This window comes from Sphingomonas sorbitolis (assembly GCF_036663875.1).
GTDB lineage: Bacteria > Pseudomonadota > Alphaproteobacteria > Sphingomonadales > Sphingomonadaceae > Sphingomonas.
The window spans coordinates 30873-47867 of record NZ_JAXOJS010000005.1; the positions used below are offsets into that span (position 1 = coordinate 30873).

Here is a 16995-nt window from a genome sequence, read left to right on the forward strand (position 1 = left end):
TCCGCTCAATCCCTCAACGCCCCGCCCCGTTAACCACGCCTTAGGCATCTTCCCCCATAGATCGAGCATCTTGTGGGGAATGCCTGGATGCCGAACACACCTGTCGACGTTGCGATCATTGGCGCCGGCCCCGCTGGCCTCACCGCGGCCTATCTGCTTGGCAAGGCTGGCTATTCCGTCACCGTGATCGAGAAGGATCCGGTGTACGTCGGCGGGATCAGCCGGACCGTCGAGCATCAGGGCTTCCGATTCGATATCGGCGGGCACCGGTTCTTCTCGAAGTCGCAGCCGGTGGTCGATCTCTGGAACGAGATTCTGCCCGACGACTTCATCGAGCGGCCGCGGATGAGCCGGATCTATTACGAGGGCAAATTCTACAGCTACCCGCTGCGCGCATTCGAGGCGCTCGGCAATTTGGGGATCTGGCGCTCCACGCTGTGCATGGTGAGCTATGCCAAGGCCAAGTTGCGTCCCAATCCCAACGTGCGCAGCTTCGAGGATTGGGTCGTCAACCAGTTCGGCCACAAGCTGTATTCGATCTTCTTCAAGACCTATACCGAGAAGGTCTGGGGCATGCCGTGCGACACGATGTCGGCGGATTGGGCCGCCCAGCGCATCAAGGGACTGAGCCTCGGCGGGGCGGTGATCGATGGGCTGAAGCGCTCGCTCGGGCTCAACAAGAAGCCAAACGACGGTATGCAGACCAAGACGCTGCTGGAGAGCTTCCGCTATCCGCGGCTCGGGCCGGGGATGATGTGGGATGCGGCGCGCGACAAGGTGCTCGGCCACGGCAATACGATCCTGATGGGGCATGCGCTCAAACAGCTTGCCGAAGATTCGACCGGTCGCTGGCGAGTTACCGCGACCGATCGCGACGGCGCGACCGTCACGATCGATGCGGGGCACGTGATCAGCAGCGCGCCGATGCGCGAGCTGGCGGGGCGCCTGCACCCGTTGCCGACGACGTTGCCGCAAGCGAGCGCGCTCAGGTACCGCGATTTCCTGACGGTGGCGCTGATGATCAAGTCGCCCGACCTGTTCCCCGATAACTGGATCTACATCCACGATTCGAAGGTGAAGGTCGGCCGCGTCCAGAACTTCCGCAGCTGGTCGCCCGAGATGGTGCCCGATCCGGACATCGCCTGTGTCGGCCTCGAATATTTCTGCTTCGAGGGCGACGGGCTGTGGGCGTCGAGCGATGCCGACCTGATCGCGCTGGCGACGAAGGAGATGGCGATCCTCGGGCTGTGCGACCCGGCGCATGTGACCGGCGGCGCGGTGGTGCGGCAGGAGAAGGCGTACCCCGTGTACGACGAGGAGTACCGCGACAATGTCGATGCGTTGCGCGAGGAGATCGAGGCGCGGCATCCGACCTTGCACTGCGTCGGGCGCAACGGGATGCACCGCTACAACAACCAGGATCACGCGATGATGACCGCGATGCTGACGGTGCGGAATATTCAGGCCGGCAAGCGGGTGCATGACATCTGGAGCGTCAACGAGGATGCGGAGTATCACGAGGCGGGGAACGAGGGCGAGCAGGCGGGGATCGCCGCGGCTTTGTCGAGTGTGCGTGGGGTACCGGAGCGGCTCAAGGCTGCATGATGGGCCTGCGTCTACGTCATTCGTGAGCACCACCCCGGCAAAGGCCGCGGTCCAGTTGGAAAGGTTGTAGTAACAGCGCGATGCCCTCCGTTTGCGACGTCCCTCAACTGGGCCCCGGCCTTCGTCAAAGTGGTGTAAATAGGGCTGATCGCTGGAACGAACACGGCATGATTGACGCCCCCTTCCCCTCTGCCACACCGAAGCTCGACACCCGCCTCTGGCCAACCGTCCTGGGCGGTTGGGCACTCGCGGCGATCGTGCTCTGCCTCGCCTATTCCGGCGCGATCGCGACGTTGCGCTTCCCCGACCCCGACGATGCGATGCGGTTGCTCGAAGTGCGCGACTGGCTTGGCGGGCAGAGTTGGTGGGACGTCGCCCAGCACAGGCTGAACGGCGGCGACTTCGCGATGCACTGGTCCCGACTGGTAGACCTGCCGATCGCCGCGGCGATGCTGGTGCTGGATCCGTTCTTCTCGATCGATACCGCGAACCGGATTGCGATGACGATCGTGCCGCTGATGACGCTGCTCGCGCTGATGGCATTGGCCGCTGCGCTGACGCGGCAGGTGAGCGATGTCGAACGCGCCAAGCTTGCGCTGCTGCTGGCGCCGCTGTCGGTCCCGATTCTATATCAGATTCGCCCGCTGCGGATCGACCACCATGGTTGGCAGATTGTGCTCGCGATGGCTGCGACCATGGCGCTTCTCGGACGTGCCAACCTGCGAAACGGTATCCTTGCCGGACTGGCGTTGGCGACTCTTGTGACGATTTCGCTGGAAGGGTTGCCGGTCGCCGTCACCATAACCGCAGTTGGGGCGCTGGCCTGGGCGTGGGACCCATCGCGGCGCGCTGCCTTGATCGGCCTTGCAATTACGTTCTTCGTAGCGGCTTTGATGTTGCACATCGCTACGCGGGGGCCGGGGGCTTTCACCGCCGTTTGCGACGCGGTGTCTCCAGGCTGGTTGGCAGTGCTCGGCGTTGCGGCAGTGGGGCTGTCGGTAGCGACGCTATTTGGGGCTCGATCGCTAGCGGCTCGGCTTGGAGCACTGGCTGCTGGCGCCGGCGCCTGCGTGGCGACGCTCGCCTTGATGACGCCGGAATGCCTTCGTGGGCCATTCGCAAGCCTCGATCCGCTTGTTTATAATCTGTGGTATCTCAAAGTTTCCGAAGGCCTTCCGATCTGGGACCAGATGCTGGTGCCGGCAATCATTACGATAGCGTCCCCTGTCGTTGGTCTCATTGGAACCGCGCTTGCACTTCGTCGAACGTCCGGTGCGGGGCGAGAGAGTTGGGCTATGTTATTGGCGATATTGCTGGGCGCATTCGCAGTCTCCCTCATGGTTCAACGAGCCGCAGGCACCGCTAATGCATTGGCCTTGCCGGGTGGGGCGTGGATTTTATTGGCCATGCTCGAACGGGCACGGCGCATCGTGCCTGTCTTGCCCCGTATATTAGCGACGATGTTGGCTTTGATCGTCGTTTCGCCGGGCATCGTAGCCGGCACCGTTTATTCGGTATCGCGCTCAAACGCATTGCCGGGCGGCGCTGTAGCACAACTGACCGACCGCGTTGCCTGCACGAAATTCTCCGATGTACGCGGTATAGCGATACTGCCGCCCAGCGTGATCTTTGCGCCCCTTGATCTTACGCCCGACCTGATCGCTACCACGAATCACCGTGGCATCGGCTCAGGTTATCATCGCAACGTGGCTGCTATGCACCGGGTCATCGCCACCTTCACGGGAAGCCCCAAGGCAGCCGAAGCGATGATCATCGCGAGCGGGGCGCAATATGTCGTTGGGTGTCCAGCACTCGACGAAACCGAAATATATAAGCACTTCGCCCCAAATGGCCTTTGGGCCCGTCTTGAACGCGGCGAGCGGTTCGCGTGGCTGACTCCCGTCCCGATCGCCGGATCGCCGGTTCTTGCATGGCGCGTGAACAACTCGTCGCGCGCACCCTTGTCTGGAGCGCCCGTCCGCCCCTAGGGTCGGACGATATGATTACTCAGGGGGAAACGCCGCATTGGTGGCAGACGCGCGGCTTTGTCGTCGCGGTGGCGCTGGCGTCGATGATACCGTTGCTGTGGCCGGAAATCCCGCCGCTGGTCGATCTGCCCGGCCATATGGGGCGCTACCGCGTCCAGCTCGCGATCGGCGACAATCCCTGGCTTTCTCAGTGGTATAACTTCCATTGGCAGATGATCGGCAACCTCGGCATCGACCTGCTGATCGAGCCGCTCGCGCCGATCTTCGGGTTGCAGCTGGCGGTGAAGCTGATCGTGATGACGATCCCGGCGCTCACTGTGACGGGGCTGCTGTGGATCGCGCGCGAGGTGCATGGGCGTATCCCGGCGACCGCGTTGTTCGCGTTGCCGCTCGCCTACAGCTACCCGTTCCAGTTCGGATTCGTGAATTTCGCGCTCGCGATGGCACTCGCGCTCAACCTGTTCGCGCTGTGGCTGCGGATGGGGCGGCTCGGGCGAACCACGCTGCGGACCGCGATCTTCATCCCCGTCTCGTGCCTGTTGTGGCTGTGTCATACATTCGGCTGGGGCGTGCTGGGCGTGCTTGCCTTCTCCGCCGAGCTGATCCGCCAGCATGACATCCGCCGCGACAGCGATCCCAAAAGCTGGGCGCATGGCTGGTTCAGGGCGTTCGTCCAGGCGGGACTGAACTGCCTGCCGCTCGCATTGCCGATGGTGATGATGGTGGTGTGGCGGTCGGGCGATCATGTCGGCGGCAAGACGCAGGACTGGTTCAACTGGCGCTGGAAAATGAACTGGATCACGATGGTCCTGCGCGATCGGTGGATGGCGTTCGACATCGCGTCGGTGACGGTGCTGTTCGTGATCCTGTTCCGCGGCGTGCGCGACCAGACGATCGAATATTCGCGCAACCTGGGGCTGTCGGCGCTGTTCCTGGCGGCGGTGTACGTGCTGTTGCCGCGGATCGTGTTCGGGTCGGCCTATGCGGACATGCGGCTCGCGCCGTTCGTGCTGGCGATCGCGGTGATCGCGCTGCGACCACGGCATGGGCTGTCGTTGCGTGGGGCGGCGGTGCTTGCGGTGCTGGGGTTTGCGTTCTTCGGCGTGCGGCTGGCGGGGACGACGGTCAGCTACCTGATGTACGACCGCAGCTACGACCAGGCGATCGCGGCGATCGATACGGTGCCCGAGCGGTCTCGCGTGGTGTCGTTCGTCGGGCGGCGGTGTCGCGACGACTGGGCGTATTCGCGGCTCGAGCATGTACCCGCGTTGCTGCTGGAGCGGCGTCTCGCCTTTACCAACGATCAGTGGTCGATGGCGGGCGCGCAGTTGCTAACGACCAACTATGCGGCGGCGAAGGGCTTTGCGCATGATCCGTCGGAGGTCGTGAGCGACGTCAAATGCCGCGGCCAGTTCTGGCGGCCGATCTCGATGGCGCTGGCGAAATTCCCGCGCGATGCGTTCGATTATATGTGGCTGATCCACCCGCAGAAGTTCGATCCGGCGCTGGTCCGCGACCTGACGCTGATCCGCCGCGATGGGACCAGCCTGTTGTACCGCGTCAACAAGCCTGCGGTTCGCCCCGCCGGAACGGAGTAAGCTCGCCGAGATACTCCTGCTGCTCGGCGACGGCTTCGCGTTCGCGGACGAGATAGTCGGCGATCGCGCGGCGGAAGCTCGGGTCGGGGATGTAGTGCGCGGAATAGGTCGCGACGGGCGCATAGCCGCGCGCGAGCTTGTGTTCGCCCTGCGCGCCGGCCTCGACGGTCTGCAGGCCGCGCGCGATGGCGGCGTCGATCGCCTGGTAATAGCAGACCTCGAAATGGAGGAACGGCACCTCCTTGGTCGCGCCCCAATAGCGGCCGTAAAGCGTGTCCTCCCCGATCAGGTTGAGTGCGCCGGCGATGGGGATGCCGTCGCGCTCGGCAAGGATCAGCAGAATCTGGTCGCCCATCGTCTTGCCGATCTGGTCGAAGAACGCGCGCGTCAGATAGGGCTGGCCCCATTTGCGGGCGCCGGTGTCCTGATAGAACACCCAGAACGCGTCCCAGTGCGCGGGCGTGATCTCGGCGCCGGTGAGGTGGCGGATCGTCAGGCCTTCGACCGCGGCGGCGCGCTCCTTGCGGATCGCCTTGCGCTTGCGACTGGCGAGCACGGCGAGGAAATCGTCGAAGCTCGCATAGCCGTCGTTCTTCCAGTGGAACTGCGTGCCTTGCCGGATTAGCCAGCCGGCAGACTCGAACAGCGCAACTTCGTCGGGATCGATGAAGGTGGCGTGGGCGGAGGACAGCCCGCTCTGGTCGGTCACCGCCTCTAGCGCGGCGATCAGCGCGGGGGCTTGGTCACGGTCGCGGAGGAGCAAGCGCGGGCCGGGCACCGGGCTGAACGGCGCCGCAATCTGGAGCTTGGGGTAATATTGCCCCCCTGCCCGCTCCCATGCATCCGCCCAGCCCTGGTCGAAGACGTATTCGCCCTGGCTGTGGCTCTTTGCGTAGGCGGGCGCGATTGCCGCGGGCTTGCCGTCGGGACCGTCGACCACCACCGGCAGCGCCTGCCAGCCGGAGCGGCCACCGACACTTTTCGACGCTTCGAGCGCGGAGAGGAAGGCGTGGCCGACGAACGGGTTGGCAGTGCCGGAACACGCGTCCCACTCCTCTGCCGCGATCGAGGTGACGCCTTGGGCGATGCGGGCTGTGACGGCGTTCATTGCCGCCTTAGGTAGAGACGCAAGGGCGCGCCTCCAAGACGGTCAGGCGGAAACCTGCACGATCGCGTCGATCTCGACAGCAGCACCGAGCGGGAGGACGGCAACGCCGACGGCCGAGCGGGCGTGCTTACCGCTATCGCCGAACAGGTCGACCATCAGTTCGGAGGCGCCGTTGGCGACCTTCGCCTGATCGGTGAAGTCGCCGGTCGAGTTGACGAACACGCCGAGCTTCACGATTCGCTCGACGCGGCCGAGCGTGCCGAGCGCCGCCTTCATCTGCGCGACGAGCATGAGCCCGCAGAGCTTGGCTGCCTCCTGCGCGTCTTCGAGCGATACGTCGTCGCCGACGCGGCCCTTTACCAGCGCGCCGTCCTTGAACGGCAACTGGCCCGAGATGTGGAGCATGCCGTTCGCCAGCACGGTCGGGACATAGGCGGCGACGGGCGCGGCAGCCTGCGGAAGGGTGAGGCCCAGCTCTTCGAGCTTGCGGTCGATACGATCGGTCATGGCGGAGGTATCACCACAGCGGTAGGGGATGGGTCAAGTGGGCGGGCACGCCCAACCCCTGCAAGGGGAGGTGGCAGCGCTTAGCGCTGACGGAGGGGTGACCCGCTCTCGATAGGGCGTCACCCCTCCGTCGCTTCGCGCCACCTCCCCTTGCAGGGGAGGATCGAGGGAATCAGGCGTTCGCCGGCACACCCGCTTCGAACCGCGCGGCAATCCAGTCCGCCGCCTCACGCCAGTCGTCGATGCGCGCGTGTGCCTCGGGCGCTTTCGGCACATTCACCGCCAACGTCGGCTCCGAGACCATGTGCAACCGGTGCACCCCCGGGGCGTGCTTCGCGACCGACTCGTGATGCACCGCAAGATCGTCAACGAACACCGTTACAGGCGACCCATATTCCTCAACCAGTCGCGACACCGGCGTGCCCTTGCCGCCCTGATTGCACTCGACGCGGTGGGCGATGCCGAACTTGGCAAGCTGCTCGATCCGCGGCTGGCGGCATTCGTCCTGGAGGTTGGTGAGGATGACGATGTCCGCGACCTGCGCCAGCCGCTCGAGCGCCTCGACCGCATGCGGGACCAGCGTCTGGCGATGCATCTCGGCGGGGAAGAACTCGCCGAGCATTGCCCACATGTCCTCGCGCGACGGCGGCGGGCCACCGTCACGCCGCGTCATCGCGGCCGAGAAATCGCCGTGCTGGATGGCGAAGTCGATGTCGTGGCGCTCGTCGAGCCACACGCCGAAATGCTTGACCATGTGCAGCAGCACTTCGTCGCAATCGCTGATCAGCAACGGCCTCATGCTTCGAATTCTCCTTGGTCCAGTTTGGCGCGCGCGCGAACTAGCGCCTCGGGCTTTACGCCGAGCGATTCGGCGCAAGCGATCAGGTCCGGCTCGTGGTTTTCGAGAAAGCCCAGCGCCGCCGACAGCACCGCGGGATCGCTCGCGCGTGCGCGCAGGTCGCTCGGGTCGAGACCGGTCACCGACAACAGCCGCATCGCGCGGTCGGGCTCGACCAGCGTCCATACCAGCGCGCGCAGGGCGAGCGCTTCGGCGTCTTCGTTTGAATCGCGGTCGCGCATTGCCTATCGTGCCTTCTTTCCGGATAAGGTGCGGCGGTGACAAAGAAGGTGCTCGTTGTCGAGGACAACGAACTGAACCTCAAACTATTCTGCGATTTGCTGCGCGCGCACCAGTTCGCCGTCGAACCCGTGCGCGACGGCCGCGAAGCCGTTGCGCGGGCACGGGATTTCGTACCCGACCTGATCATCATGGACATCCAGATGCCGCACGTCACTGGCTACGAGATCATCCTCGAACTGAAGGCGGACGAGGAGCTGCGCGCGATCCCGGTGATGGCGGTGACGGCCTATGCCGGGCGCGAGGACGAGGAACGGATCCGGGCCGCGGGCGCGGATTCGTATGTGTCGAAGCCGATTAGTTTGGCGCGGTTTATGGATGCGGTCGGGGCGTTGATCTAACCAGCCGAACCGTCCAATTTTCCGCTCGTGCTGAGTAGCGACCGAGTAGCTCCGCCAGGAGCGTATCGAGGGCGCGTATCGAAGCATGGGTTCTCCGCGCCAACCTGTCCTTCGATACGCCCTCTCGATACGCCGCCTGCGGCGGCTACTCGATGGCTACTCAGGACGAACGGGGGGGGCGGGCGCGCGCGCCCCACATCGTCACCCCAGCGAAAGCTGGGGTCTCCCCGTTTCGAGCGCACCCTCGCGGCGGGAGATCCCAGCTTTCGCTGGGATGACGGACGTTCCGACCACAAACGCCAAAAGCCGAGGAGTTACCCGCGGCTTTCACGATCTTCGCAATCAGACGGCGGTTCGCACCGCCAACCCGATTACTTGATCTTGGCTTCCTTGAACTCGACATGCTTGCGCACGACGGGATCGTACTTCGAGAAGGAGAGCTTCTCCGTCTTGGTACGGGGATTCTTCTTGGTGACGTAGAAAAAGCCGGTGTCAGCGGTGCTGAGCAGCTTGATCTTTACGGTGGTCGGCTTGGCCATGAGCCCAATTCCTATGGCTTGAAAATGCGAAAGCGGCGAACTGACGCCGCCGCTCCATCAGGGGCGGCGCATGGCGGACGTAAGGAACGAAGTCAAGCTTTACGGCCCCCGCATCCGCCACGACGCCGCATTTAACCCGCTATTCACCACCGCAAGCGCATCATATCGTCAGATAAAAAGGAGCGGGATGATGGGGCAGGCGCTACGACTCACCGAGATGGTACCCGCGGACATAGGACGAATCGACGCCATGATCGCGGTGAAGGCCGATCTCGCCGCGCGAATCGCCGCGATCGATGTCCGAGCGCCCTATTCCCGCCCCTGTGACATCGCCACCGAAATCGATGCGATCCGCGTGATCGCGCACAGCAACGGCCTCAATCCCGCGGTCACCGTCGCGCACTTCGTCGATTCGGCGCTGTCGCGTGGCGAGCATGGCGCGCTGGTGCATGGCTGGCTGGCGATCCTGCGCGATGCGGTCGGCTGCGAGCGGCAGGACGTCCAGGCGTGCCACGCGTTCGCTGCCGCCTGTTCGGTGCGTCTTGCGGGATAATTCATGGACGCCTTGATGGCGGCCCTCGTCGCGGCCGCGCTGGCGCAAGTCGGCGATCGAACGGCGTGGCTCGCGGCGATCCTGTCGGACCGGTACGTGAAGCCGGGACTGGTGATTCTAATGGCCGCGGTCGCCTTGCTCGCGGCGAGCGGCCTCGCGGCAACGCTCGGTGCGGTCATCGGACCGAAGCTCGCGCCCAACGCACAACAACTCATGCTCGCGCTCGCATTGCTGTTGCAGGGCGGCGGGTCGTTCTTTCCGGCCAAGGCGCCCGAGCGGCTTACGGGCTGGAAGATCGGCGCGCTCGCGACCACCGCACTCGGCCTCTTCATCCTCGCGTTCGGCGACGGCGTGCAGTTCATCGTCCTGACGCTCGCCGCACGCACCCCCGTCCCTGCGCTCGCCGCGATCGGCGCGACGATCGGCTCGCTGGTCGTGATCGTCCCCGCCGCCTTGATGGGCGAAGCCGCATGGCTGAAACTTCCGCTCAAGCCGGTCCGTATCGCCATCGGCATCGTGTTCGTGATCTTCGGCCTCATCCTCGCGCTCGGTGCGCTCCGGCTCGTTTGACGGGAGGAGCAATTTCGCGTTCGGATCGTTTACGCAACGACTTTCCAGAACCGGAGCTAGACATGGCCGATATCAACCCCGCCCTCGACACGCCGACCGACCTGCCGAGCAACAGCACCAAGTCGGTCGCCGACGCGCTGAACGCCGCGCTCGCCGATTGCTACGCGCTGTATCTCAAGACCAAGAACTTCCACTGGCACATGTCGGGGCCGCATTTCCGCGACTATCACCTCCTCCTCGACGACCAGTCCGCGCAGATCATCGGCGTGACCGACGCGATCGCCGAACGCGTGCGGAAGACGGGCAACACGACGTTGCGCTCGATCGGCGACATCTCGCGGCACCAGACGATCGCCGACAACGACATGGCGTTCGTCGGCCCGACCGAGATGCTCGCCGAACTGCGCGAGGACAATCTGAAGCTCGTCGAGCAGTTCCGGATCGTCAAGGACGCCGCCGACGCGGCCAAGGACAACGCAACGAGTGGCATCGTCGACGAGTGGACGGATCATGCCGAGGAGCGTGCGTGGTTCCTGTTCGAGGCCAGCCGCAAGGGCTAAATCACGCGGACATCACGATCCTCCCCCACAAGGGGGAGGTGGCGCGAAGCGATGGAGGGGGAGCGTAACGCAACAGCTGTGATCGCCCCCTCCCCCCCCGTCTGGCAAGGGCCAGCCACCTCCCCCTGGCGGGGGAGGATCGTTAGGCCAGCCACTGCCGAAACGGTCGGCCGACGGTACGCCTAAAAGCGCGGAGACGACCGTCGTCGGAATCCTCCGGCGGCGGTCGTTTCGCATCTGCATCCCTTCGGGCGGCAGGCGCGTTGAACGACAATGCACGCTTTTGCCGCCCTGCTCGACTCGCTCACCTATACCCGGTCGCGCAACGCGAAGCTGAAGTTGATCGCGGATTACCTGCGCGCGACGCCCGACCCCGATCGCGGCTGGGCGATGGCGGCGCTGACCGGCGATCTCGATCTCAAGGGCGTGAAGTCGGCGGTGATCCGCGGGCTGATCGAGGAACGCGTCGACCCGGTGCTGTTCCGGATGAGCCGCGATTATGTCGGCGATACCGCGGAAACCGTCGCGCTGCTCTGGCCCGAGCCGACGGTTCCGGTCGACCCAACGCCGCTGTCGATCACCGATGTCGTCGAGCGGTTGGCGGCGCTGTCGCGTGCCGATGCCCCCGGCGCGCTGGCCGACATGCTTGATCGATCCGATGCCGAGGAGCGGTTCGCGCTGCTCAAGATGGCGACCGGCGCGCTGCGGATCGGCGTGTCGGCGCGGTTGGCGAAGACCGCGCTGGCCGACGCGTTCGGGCTCGATGTCGATGCAGTCGAGGAGGTCTGGCATGGGCTGGATGCACCCTATCCGAGCCTGTTCGCCTGGGCCGAGGGCACGGGCGAGCAGCCGACGCCGGCCGACGTGCCCGTGTTCCGGCCGTTCATGCTCGCGCACGGACTGGAGGATCTGCGTGTCGATCTCGCCGACTATGCGGCCGAGTGGAAATGGGACGGCATCCGTGTGCAGATCGTCCATGTCGCGGGCGAAACGCGACTCTACAGCCGCACCGGCGACGACGTGACGGGCAGCTTCCCCGAGATCGCCGCCGCATTCCGGACGCCGGGGACGGTCGACGGCGAACTGCTGGTGAAGGGCGAGCATCAGGGCGGCACGCTGGAGGATGGCGGCGGTGCGGCGAGCTTCAATGCGTTGCAGCAAAGGCTCGGGCGCAAGACCGTGTCGGCGAAGATGCTGGCAGAGTACCCCGCGTTCGTCAGGCTCTATGACCTGTTGATCGATGGCGAGGAGGATCTGCGCACGCTGCCGTGGACCGAACGGCGCGCGCGGCTAGAAGCATTCATGCCGCAACTCGATCCCGAGCGGTTCGACCTGAGTGCGGTCATAGTAGCGCAGGACTTCACCGCGCTGGAAGCAATCCGCGCAACCTCGCGCGATGCCGCAATCGAGGGCGTGATGCTCAAGCGTCGCGACTCGCCCTATGTCGGCGGGCGCCGCGCCGGGCTCTGGTACAAATGGAAGCGCGATCCGCTGACCGCCGACTGCGTCATGATGTACGCGCAGCGAGGCTCGGGGCGACGCTCGTCCTATTATTCGGACTACACGTTCGGCTGCTGGACCGAGGACGGCGAACTGCTGCCCGTCGGCAAGGCCTATTCCGGGATTACGGATGAAGAGCTCAAGATGCTCGACAGCTTCGTCCGCAATCACACGCAGAACCGCTTCGGCCCGGTCCGCGAGGTCGAGAAGACGCTGGTCCTCGAGATCGCGTTCGATTCGCTCCACGATTCGAAACGGCATAAATCGGGCGTGGCGATGCGCTTCCCGCGGATCGCGCGGATTCGGACGGACAAGCCAGCGGCGGAGGCCGATCGGATCGAGACGCTGAAGCGGATGATTACGTAATCCGCGCGTCATCGAAGCGCATGGCGGGGCGGCCTATCGCCGCCCGATCTTGGTGCGTGTAAGGACGGTCCGGTGAATATGACGAAGCATCCCCGCACGGTCGTGGCACGGCGCGTCCGCCGTGGCGCCTGGGTCACCGGGATCATCTCGGCGATCGTCGTGCTGTTCGTCTACCTCGCCGGCTATTTCGACCGCGATCCGGTGCATGTGTATCCGGCGCTCGGCGTGCACGCGTCCGGACCGCCGCCAATCGCGGTGGTGAACTTTTCGGGCGACATGGGGCTGCGATTCCTGCTCGGCGCATCGACCTCGCGGGGGCTAACCGAGCACGGCATTCCGGTCGTCGGGATCACCACGCCCGCGCTGTTCGCGCATCACGTCTCGCGTGCCGAGCTTGACGCGATCATCGCGGAGGGCGTGCGGACCGCACTGACGCGCACCGGGGCGAAGCGGATCGTCGTGATGGGGCAGTCCTACGGCGCGGATATCGTCCAGACCGGTCTCGCCAACCTGCCGGCGGACTTGCGCCCGCGCGTTGCCGCGATCGTGCTGATCCTGCCGGGGGACGCCGTGTTCTATCGCGCCGATCCGTCCAGCCTGCTCTACGATCATGGCACGCCCGACAGCATGGGGGTGACGACGGGGAACCAGCTGACCTGGGCGCCGGTCACGTGCATCTATGGGGTGGAGGAAACCGACAGCCTGTGTCCGCTGCTGACGACGCCGAACGCGCGGAAGATCGGGATGCCGGGGGGGCATAATATCCGTCACGACGCCGATGGCCTGCTCGCGCATGTGCTGACCGCGATCCGGTCGGTTTCACCCTAGGCCGGCGAAGCGTTCGACTGATGGTCAGGCCGTGATGCGCGCGATCAACGCCATTGCGGCCTGGGGAGCACGCACCTTCGCACCGTTGATGAAGAACATAAACGTCTCACGGGGCTGGTTCGGCGGCGTGGTATCCTCGACATAGGGTAGCCCCTGCGGTCTGCCACCAGCAGCCCAGATCTTCGCTTTGCCGGCCCAGTCGTCGAGCGCGGTCGGGGCGTAGCCGGCGACGAAGCGCTCCTCTGCATCCTCCAGCCGCGCATAGACGAAATCGCCGGTGATGTCGGCGATCGCCGGGTATTCGGCAGATTGCGCGAACACGATCGCGACCCCCGCATCGCGGCACATCGCGACGAATTCGGGCACCGCGAAACTCTCATGCCGGACCTGGACCGCATGACGCAGCGCGACGCCGTCCTGCCGATCGGGCAACAGTTTCAGGAACGCGGCGAAATCGTCCGCATCGAAAGTCTTGGTCGCCATGAACTGCCACAGGATCGGCCCGAGCCGGTCGCCGAGTTCGACGATCCCCTGCCCGGTGAACCTGGCGATCGACTCCCCCGCCTCCGCGAGCACCTTGCGATTGGTGCAATAGCGCGAGGCCTTGAGCGAGAAGACGAACCCGTCGGGCACCGCCTTGGCCCAGGCGGCGAACGTCGCGGGCTTCTGGCTGCCATAATAGGTGCCGTTGATCTCGATCGCGGTGACGTGACCGGCCGCATAGTCGAGTTCGCGCTTCTGCGGCCATTTCTCGGGATAGAAGGTCCCGCGCCACGGCTCGTAGGTCCAGCCGCCAATACCGATTCTGATGGTCATGCCGCATGTGTAGCGCGTCGGCGGCCGCGCTGGCGACATCGCTTCGGCGTTTTGGCGCAAAACCCCGACGGCCTGCGCCATCGGGGTTTCGTACCGCCTGAACGACGGGGCGGCGGATCCGATCGGCATCGTCATCCTTTGGGGGGCGATGCCGATGCCGGGGCTCGGATTACTGAAGCAGCTTCAGGACGCTCTGCTGGCTCTGGTTCGCCTGGCTGAGCATCGCCGTCGATGCTTGGCTCAGGATCTGTGCCTTGGCGAGTGCGGTCGTTTCCGACGAGAAGTCGGTGTCTTGGATCCGGCTCTTGGCGTCCGACAGGTTGGTCGCGTTCGAGGTCAGGTTGTTGACCGCCGACTGGAGCTGGTTCTGCGATGCACCGAGCGAGGCGCGACGGTTCGAGACGTTCGAGAGCGCCGTGTCATAGTCAGCGAGCGTGCCTGCCGAACCGGTTGCAGTGACGACCGTGCCGAGGCCCGTGCCGGCAGCCTTGAGGTCGCCGCCGAGCGCGAGATCAATCGCGTCGGTCGAGTTCGCACCGGCCTGGATCTTCACCGTGCCGCCAGTACCGGCCGAGCCGTCGAACAGGGCCACGCCGTTGAACTTGGTGTTCGTCAGCACGTTGGTGATCTGGGTCGAAAGCGCATCCTGCTCGGCCTTGATGTTCAGAATGTCGCTGGCGGAGTAGGTGCCGTTGCCCTTCTGGACTTCGAGTTCGCGCATCCGCTGCAGGTTGTTGCTGACCTCGTCGAGCGCGCCCTCTGCGGTCTGCGCCATCGAGATGCCGTCGTTGGCGTTGCGGATGCCCTGGTTCATGCCCTTGATCTGCGACGTCATCGACGACGAGATGGCGAGGCCGGCGGCGTCGTCCTTGGCCGAGTTGATGCGCTTGCCGGTCGACAGACGCTCCATCGACGTTGCGAGCATGTTCGAAGCCGAGGTCGAAGCGTTCTGGGCGCGCAGTGCCGAGACGTTGGTACCGATGACAGTCATTGCGAAATCTCCGTGAATGTTCAGACGATCCGCGCCGCCCCCATGGCGAAGTCCCGTGCCGTCAGAGTGAGTAACGGCCGGGTCGGGGCGGGCTTTAGAAAAAAAATTGCAGGCCCCGACCGCGTTCGGATCGCCTCGCACGTAGGCGGGACGCGTGCTCGCAGGCAGGACGCGCGCGTGCAGGTGAGCCCGTGTGTCCGCGCGAACGCGCCCGGATAAAATTTGCCGGCAGACGGCAGCGTTTAACCACAAGTTTACCACCAATGCCCCAATCGACGAATCGTCCAGGGGGAACACCATGCGTTCGATTTTTCCATCAGCCGCAGTCACTTCGCGGAAATACGCGCTCGTCTCGTCGCTGCGCGCGCAGGGTTTCGGCGTGGGCTCGTTCGCCACCACCCAACCCGGCCCGAACGATCTGTTCCTCGTCGCGGATGGCGAGGGTATCACCGCCCCTGCCCGCACCGTGGTGATCGGCTGCGAAGGCCGCGAAGTCACCCCGTCGCGTGCTGGCGCACCGGCGCGCATCAGCTTTGCCGCCGAGGATACCGCGGTCGGCAACGGCTTCGCCCGTGCCCTGATCGGTGGCCCGGAAATGCCGACTGCCGCAGACCCGGAATCACTCGCGCTGCTCGCCCTCGCGGAGCGCGTCGCCACCGCCGACATCACCGTACTGATCAACGGACCGACGGGCACCGGCAAGGAAGTGCTCGCCCGCGCCATCCACAATGGTTCCGCGCGGAAGGACAAGCCGTTCATCGCGATCAACTGTGCTGCGCTCCCCGAATCGATGCTCGAGGCGCTGCTGTTCGGGCACCAGAAGGGCGCGTTCACCGGTGCGTCGTCGGGCGGCGACGGGTTCTTCCGCGCAGCCAATGGCGGCACGATCCTGCTGGACGAAATCGCCGAGATGCCGCTCCAGTTGCAGGCGAAGCTGCTCCGCGTATTGCAGGAGCGCGAGGTCGTGCCGCTTGGCGCGTCGGTGCCGCAGCCGATCGACGTCCGCGTGATCGCCTGCGCCAACCGCGATCTTCACGCCGAAGTCGCCGCCGGCCGGTTCCGCGCCGATCTCTATTACCGCCTCGCCGTATTTCCGCTCGCGACCAAGTCGCTGGCCGAGCGCCCTCAGGACATTCCCGCGCTCGCCGCGACGCTAATCCTGCGTCATGCCGGCAACCGCAATGTCATCCCCTGGCCGAGCCACGCGGCGATCGAGCAACTGATGCTGCACGACTGGCCGGGCAACGTCCGCGAGCTGGAGAACGTGATCCAGCGCGCGCTGCTGTTCTGTGGCGGCGATACGATCGAGGCGAACCACATCGTGTTTGATCGCCCGGTGACGATGACGTTCCAGCGCACTATCGCCGTGGCGCCGCTCGCGCCTGTCACGGTATCGTCGGAACCCGAGACGCCCCCCGGGACACTGGGCAACATCGTCCAGATGAGCGAATTCGCCGCGATCCGCGAGACGCTGAGGGCGTGCAACGGCAGCCGGATCGAGACCGCCAAGCGTCTCGGCATCTCCGAGCGCACGCTGCGCTATCGCCTCGCCAAGGCGCGCGAGCAGGGTGACGATATCGGCAACGCCCAAAACTGGAACAACGCTAACTGGGCCGCCTCGGCATGAGCGGCGTCTCGGGCATCGGTGGCGGCGCGATGAGCGTCGACCGCGTGATGGCGCTGCGCTCGCAGATCCTAGAACGCAACCAGGCGCTTTCGCGCGCTGGCGCGGCGGGCAACGTCACGCCGACCGAGCAGGTCAAGCCGACCAGCTTTGCCGACTCGATGGAAACCGCGCTGAAAAGCGTCAACGACGGCCAGACCCAAGCGGCCAAGCTCAGCGAAAGCTATGAGCGCGGCGAGACGGTCGACATCGCGAAAGTGATGCTCGCCCGCCAGCAGGCGTCGGTCGGGTTCGAGGCGACGTTGCAGGTCCGCAACAAGCTGCTGTCCGCCTACAAGGATATCATGAGCATGCCGGTCTGAC

Annotated in this window: 18 protein-coding genes; 11 read left to right on the forward strand and 7 right to left on the reverse strand. The window is 65.2% G+C overall.

The genetic code is table 11. From position 1 onward, the window contains the following. Positions 1–87 precede the first annotated feature (87 nt). From U1763_RS14980 to U1763_RS14990, 3 genes are all read left to right on the forward strand, one after another. On the forward strand, positions 88–1605 hold the full coding sequence (locus U1763_RS14980) for an NAD(P)/FAD-dependent oxidoreductase (RefSeq protein WP_332755842.1): 1518 nt from the start codon (positions 88–90) through the stop codon (positions 1603–1605). A 293-nt stretch (positions 1606–1898) separates the two neighbouring features. Next, a complete protein-coding gene (locus U1763_RS14985) occupies positions 1899–3593 on the forward strand; it encodes a hypothetical protein (protein ID WP_332755843.1) in 1695 nt (564 codons plus the stop codon). A gap of 11 nt (positions 3594–3604) precedes the next feature. Continuing rightward, positions 3605–5191, forward strand: a complete 1587-nt coding sequence (locus tag U1763_RS14990; protein WP_332755844.1) for a hypothetical protein — start codon at positions 3605–3607, stop codon at positions 5189–5191. On the opposite strand, the gene U1763_RS14995 is transcribed toward U1763_RS14990, so the two are convergent. The 4 genes from U1763_RS14995 to U1763_RS15010 all read right to left on the reverse strand — a co-directional run bounded on the left by U1763_RS14995 (position 5154) and on the right by U1763_RS15010 (position 7886). Beyond that, positions 5154–6299: a GNAT family N-acetyltransferase gene (locus U1763_RS14995; RefSeq protein WP_332755845.1), complete on the reverse strand. Its 1146-nt coding sequence runs from the start codon at positions 6297–6299 to the stop codon at positions 5154–5156. The two genes, U1763_RS14990 and U1763_RS14995, sit on opposite strands and share 38 nt — an antisense overlap. A 42-nt stretch (positions 6300–6341) precedes the next feature. Further along, positions 6342–6806 (reverse strand): RidA family protein, encoded by a 465-nt coding sequence (locus tag U1763_RS15000; protein WP_332755846.1) that lies wholly within the window; start codon positions 6804–6806, stop codon positions 6342–6344. A gap of 172 nt (positions 6807–6978) precedes the next feature. Continuing rightward, complete coding sequence (locus tag U1763_RS15005; RefSeq protein ID WP_332755847.1) at positions 6979–7605, reverse strand: HAD family hydrolase; 627 nt, start codon at positions 7603–7605, stop codon at positions 6979–6981. Further along, positions 7602–7886, reverse strand: a complete 285-nt coding sequence (locus U1763_RS15010) for a DUF3572 domain-containing protein (RefSeq protein ID WP_132742467.1) — start codon at positions 7884–7886, stop codon at positions 7602–7604. Before U1763_RS15010 ends, U1763_RS15005 begins: the two co-directional genes overlap by 4 nt. Positions 7887–7922: 36 nt before the next feature. On the opposite strand from U1763_RS15010, the gene U1763_RS15015 reads away from it, so the two are divergent. Then, positions 7923–8285 carry a response regulator gene (locus U1763_RS15015; protein WP_132742468.1) on the forward strand — a complete coding sequence of 121 codons (363 nt, stop codon included), beginning with the start codon at positions 7923–7925 and terminating at the stop codon, positions 8283–8285. 371 nt (positions 8286–8656) lie between these two features. Here the strand turns inward: U1763_RS15015 and rpmG are convergent, their stop codons facing one another. Beyond that, the gene (rpmG, locus tag U1763_RS15020; protein ID WP_055881863.1) at positions 8657–8824 is read right to left on the reverse strand and encodes a 50S ribosomal protein L33; all 168 of its coding nucleotides are present in this window, start codon (positions 8822–8824) and stop codon (positions 8657–8659) included. A 190-nt stretch (positions 8825–9014) separates the two neighbouring features. On the opposite strand from rpmG, the gene U1763_RS15025 reads away from it, so the two are divergent. The 5 genes from U1763_RS15025 (at position 9015) to U1763_RS15045 (ending at position 13201) form a co-directional block, all read left to right on the forward strand. Continuing rightward, a complete protein-coding gene (locus U1763_RS15025; protein ID WP_243693389.1) occupies positions 9015–9377 on the forward strand; it encodes a hypothetical protein in 363 nt (120 codons plus the stop codon). A gap of 3 nt (positions 9378–9380) precedes the next feature. Continuing rightward, the gene (locus U1763_RS15030; RefSeq protein WP_332755848.1) at positions 9381–9947 is read left to right on the forward strand and encodes a TMEM165/GDT1 family protein; all 567 of its coding nucleotides are present in this window, start codon (positions 9381–9383) and stop codon (positions 9945–9947) included. A gap of 62 nt (positions 9948–10009) precedes the next feature. Next, complete coding sequence (locus U1763_RS15035) at positions 10010–10507, forward strand: Dps family protein (RefSeq protein WP_132742470.1); 498 nt, start codon at positions 10010–10012, stop codon at positions 10505–10507. 273 nt (positions 10508–10780) lie between these two features. Then, entirely contained in the window at positions 10781–12373 is a 1593-nt protein-coding gene (locus tag U1763_RS15040) for a cisplatin damage response ATP-dependent DNA ligase (RefSeq protein WP_332755849.1), read from the forward strand. A gap of 78 nt (positions 12374–12451) precedes the next feature. Further along, positions 12452–13201: an AcvB/VirJ family lysyl-phosphatidylglycerol hydrolase gene (locus tag U1763_RS15045; protein ID WP_332755850.1), complete on the forward strand. Its 750-nt coding sequence runs from the start codon at positions 12452–12454 to the stop codon at positions 13199–13201. Positions 13202–13225: 24 nt separating this feature from the next. Here the strand turns inward: U1763_RS15045 and U1763_RS15050 are convergent, their stop codons facing one another. Continuing rightward, the gene (locus U1763_RS15050; protein ID WP_332755851.1) at positions 13226–14017 is read right to left on the reverse strand and encodes a DUF72 domain-containing protein; all 792 of its coding nucleotides are present in this window, start codon (positions 14015–14017) and stop codon (positions 13226–13228) included. Between the two features lie 169 nt (positions 14018–14186). Further along, on the reverse strand, positions 14187–15008 hold the full coding sequence (locus U1763_RS15055) for a flagellin N-terminal helical domain-containing protein (RefSeq protein ID WP_277983714.1): 822 nt from the start codon (positions 15006–15008) through the stop codon (positions 14187–14189). Between the two features lie 298 nt (positions 15009–15306). Here U1763_RS15055 and U1763_RS15060 point away from each other — a divergent pair, with 298 nt between their 5' ends. Both U1763_RS15060 and fliE read left to right on the forward strand, forming a co-directional pair. Then, the gene (locus U1763_RS15060; RefSeq protein ID WP_132742475.1) at positions 15307–16635 is read left to right on the forward strand and encodes a sigma-54 interaction domain-containing protein; all 1329 of its coding nucleotides are present in this window, start codon (positions 15307–15309) and stop codon (positions 16633–16635) included. Next, entirely contained in the window at positions 16632–16994 is a 363-nt protein-coding gene (gene fliE / locus U1763_RS15065) for a flagellar hook-basal body complex protein FliE (RefSeq protein ID WP_132742476.1), read from the forward strand. Before U1763_RS15060 ends, fliE begins: the two co-directional genes overlap by 4 nt. Position 16995: the final 1 nt, after the last annotated feature.